The organism is Caballeronia zhejiangensis, assembly GCF_000698575.1.
Lineage (GTDB): Bacteria > Pseudomonadota > Gammaproteobacteria > Burkholderiales > Burkholderiaceae > Caballeronia > Caballeronia zhejiangensis.
Window position 1 is genome coordinate 1 of record NZ_JFHD01000086.1, and the last position, 3391, is coordinate 3391.

The following is a 3391-nucleotide window of genomic DNA, read 5'->3' on the forward strand; positions in this document are numbered from 1 at the left end:
TGTTACGTCGCAGGCTGAACGAGACTCGGCATCGCGAGATATTCGAGGCGAGACGACGCTGTTTGTCGCGGGCTGATCGGGCGGAATGCGTGTCCGATCGAACGCGAGACGCAGCGAATGTAAATTTGCGCGTCGTCGCGCATTTGATCGGCAGCACAACGAACGCGGCCCCGGTTGTCGAGACCGGGGCCGTGTCATTAGAAAGGGGCGTCGATGCGATGAGCAGGAGGCGGTTCGCGTGGCGGCACAGCCCACGGTTCATTGCAACGACGGATCTGTTCGCCATACGCAGCGCTGAACCACAGGAGCCAGTCACATAGGAGTTGCTGGATCTGCGCGGCGGCCTCGTCGCTCATTTCGGGCAATGGCGGCGGACGGGACATGATCTTTGGCGCCGCGCGCGACACCTTGGCGTGTTTGTGGCGCCGGGTCATCGGAACTCCTCAATGGCTTGTTGTAGCAGCTCGTCGGGTAGATGATTCAGACCCCGGGGCACGGCCAGCTGCATCGCGGTGCGCAGGATTCGCCCGGCGTGTCGCGGCAGACCACGTGAAGCCTGCCGTAGCAGCTCAAGCCCGGAGTCGGCCAGCAACGTATGCGTGCAGCCGGCGCTCTTTAGGGCGTGCGTGATCAACTGCGCGAAACGCTCGCGCTCGATGACGGGCTTCAATTGCACGCGCGCCTGGATACGTCCGTACAGCGCGGCATAGGGCGCACGTTCGAGCGTGGTGGCCAGATTTGGATGCGCGGCCAGCCACACAGTGAGAAGGTTGCGCGAATCGAAGGCGAAGTTCAGGAACGACGGGAAGTCGCGGAAGAACTCAATGGGCAGGTTCTGCGCCTCGTCGATGATCCATACCACCAGCAACTGCTTGCCCTCGACGAGCTCCGTGATGCGCTGCTTCAGCTCGCGCCACAGGTCGGCACGCCGGTAGCTGGGTTCCAATCCGAGCGCTCGTGCAAGCGATCGGTACAGGTCGATGCGGCCGAACTCCGTTTCGGCGAGGTAAATAACGAGATAGCGATGCGGATTGAGGCTACGAGCGAGATGGCGTAGTGCTGCGGTCTTGCCCACGCCCGGTTCGCCCGTCAGCAGGCCGATACCGGGACTGGTGAGCAGCCACTGGAAGCGCTCGGTGAGCTGGGCAAGCGCGCCATCGTCCCACAGGTCCGTCGAATCCTTGTCCAGCGGCGCGCAGCGCAGGCCGAAGTGTTGTCGGTACATGGTCAGCCCTCCGTGCGGTAATGACGCTGATGCACGAGCTCGAGCAGGTTCGGCCCTGATGCCGCGGCATGGGTGGCAGGCTGCGCCAGTGGGCGCTGCCGCCGGCGCGTGCAGTTGGCCACGGTATCCAGTTCCGTGGCGGCGCCCAGCGCCTTCCCGGCCTGGCTCTCGACGCGCAGAACGGTGCCGGCGTGCGGATCGACCACAACCACGACCGTCTGTCCGGTAAGCTCGTACGGGACCTCAAAGCGTTTGCCGTCGAACGACACGGTGCCATCACGACGCACATGGCGCGAGATGCGATGCAGGAACAGTTCATCCAGCCGCGCAGCCAGTGTGCCGAGCTGCCGGATGCGTGGCAGGTCCTGCTGGTAGCGTGAGAGTGGCGTGTGCTCGCCAAGTGCACCGTGTTTGCGGCGATGGTAGACCTGCTCGATCCACGCCCATAGCCGGGCGTTCAGGTCCGCCATGTCACGGATATGCGTCGCGTCGAGTTCGGCAAGGAACTGTTCGCGTAACGTGCGGTGCCAGCGCTCGAGCTTGCCCTTGCTGGTCGGCTGGTACGGCCGGCAATGCACGAGCCGGATTGACAGTTGCGCGCAGATGCCCTGCAGCGTTGAGGCACGATAGGCTGCGCCGTTGTCGACGACGAGCGTCTTCGGCACGCCGCGTCTGAGCAGCGCCTGCTTGAGCACGCCTTCAATGTCGAGCGCCGTCTCCGAGGTGCAGAACGCGCTATGGGCGATCAGCCGCGAGGCGTCGTCCATCAGCGACACGAGGTACGTCTTTGTACGCTTGCCGCCGAAGGACAGCGTCGGGCCGTGCAGCACATCGCCGTACCAGATCGAACCGGCATACTCGGCCTCGAAGCTGCGTTTCTCCTCAGGCACGACATCGGGACCGGCAATGCGTGAGATGCCGTGCGCCTTGAGCAGACGATGCACCGCGCAGCGCGAGAGCGTGTCGTGCGGAACCACGCCGGCGGCCTCCAGCAGCAGCCGGATCTGGCGGATCGAACGGCGCGGGTTCTCGCGTTTGGCCGCGAGCACGGCGCCCTGTATGACTTCAGGCAGCTTCGAGCGGCCCACATCAGTACGGGCGTGATCGGCGAGTCCCGTCAGACCATCACGTCGCCATGCGTAGTACCACTTGAGCAGCGTCTTCTCGCTGATATGACGCCGGCGCGAGCCGGGAATGGCGTATTCCTGCTGCGCGAGCTGTTGGACGATCTGCTGCAGCTCGCCGTGGCCCAGCCGTTCGCGGCTGACGAGCGGACCGAGCACCGACAGGCGAAACAGGGCCTTCGGATCGACTTCGTTCATAGGTGTTCCCCGTAAAAATGAAGGAACCCGTATGAAACCGCCAATGCGCGAGCTCGGGCAGTGAGCAAAGTGTGTGGGGTACCCGTTGAAGCGCAGATTTCGTCGTCGCGCAGCGAACGGGGTTCCCCCGATCACGGGACAGCGACACTGTCGTGATCGAGCCAGGCCATCGCTTCACACAGTGGCATCAATTGGAGACAGGCGAGCCAGAAAGTGGCGAAGCCGACGCTGCGTCCGAGCGATGCAAACCGGCTGCGCAGATGGAAAGAGAAGTCTTCGTGGACCGTTGACAACCATCGCCACCAGCGCCGCACGGTGTGATAGCCGAGCGCGAAGATCGCGGCGGTACGGCGCAACGAGGCACCCGCGATCAACAACTGCAGTACCTGCTGCTGCAGCGCCCACGCATACCAGCGGCGCGGGCAGATGCACAGCGGCAGGCGCGAGCACGTGCGTCGGCACGACGCGCACTGGAAGCGCGGCACCGCAACGGGATTCAGGTCGCCGTCGGCGCTACGATCAGCCTTGCGCTCGTAACAGCCGTGCCCCCAGAGGCAACCGAAGCCGCAATGCGGGCAATGATCGGGGCGGTATGACTGAGGTGTGGTCACGACGGCGCGAAGATGCTGTTCGAGCGTGAGAAACGCAAATACAATTCGGTGCATGGCCAGTCTGTTCTTGATGTTCGTACGGCGTCCGGAAAACATCGCACGATATCAGAGCAACACTGGCCATCCTCACATCCGCTGTGTCTCGCGCTACGCGCGGTCGTGTTCTGAAATTCCACCTCGTCGATCACGCGACAAACTCATCTCCTGCACCTCGAATTGTTCGCGACGTAACA

Annotated in this window: 4 protein-coding genes; all 4 read right to left on the reverse strand. The window is 63.6% G+C overall.

From position 1 onward, the window contains the following. Positions 1-197: 197 nt before the first annotated feature. Entirely contained in the window at positions 198-434 is a 237-nt protein-coding gene (locus BG60_RS37760; protein WP_008344718.1) for a hypothetical protein, read from the reverse strand. Continuing rightward, positions 431-1225 (reverse strand): ExeA family protein, encoded by a 795-nt coding sequence (locus BG60_RS35910; protein ID WP_008344716.1) that lies wholly within the window; start codon positions 1223-1225, stop codon positions 431-433. The genes BG60_RS37760 and BG60_RS35910 overlap by 4 nt, the downstream gene beginning before the upstream one ends. 2 nt (positions 1226-1227) lie before the next feature. Then, on the reverse strand, positions 1228-2547 hold the full coding sequence (locus BG60_RS35915) for a DDE-type integrase/transposase/recombinase (RefSeq protein WP_008344714.1): 1320 nt from the start codon (positions 2545-2547) through the stop codon (positions 1228-1230). 131 nt (positions 2548-2678) lie between these two features. Beyond that, positions 2679-3254, reverse strand: a complete 576-nt coding sequence (locus BG60_RS35920; protein WP_008344711.1) for a DUF6431 domain-containing protein — start codon at positions 3252-3254, stop codon at positions 2679-2681. Positions 3255-3391: the final 137 nt, after the last annotated feature.

Bases quoted from the DNA above. Each gene is read 5' to 3' on its own strand.
- BG60_RS37760 (WP_008344718.1), bottom strand. From the start codon at position 434: ATGACCCGGCGCCACAAACACGCCAAGGTGTCGCGCGCGGCGCCAAAG.
- BG60_RS35915 (WP_008344714.1), bottom strand. From the start codon at position 2,547: ATGAACGAAGTCGATCCGAAGGCCCTGTTTCGCCTGTCGGTGCTCGGT.
- BG60_RS35910 (WP_008344716.1), bottom strand. From the start codon at position 1,225: ATGTACCGACAACACTTCGGCCTGCGCTGCGCGCCGCTGGACAAGGAT.
- BG60_RS35920 (WP_008344711.1), bottom strand. From the start codon at position 3,254: ATGTTTTCCGGACGCCGTACGAACATCAAGAACAGACTGGCCATGCAC.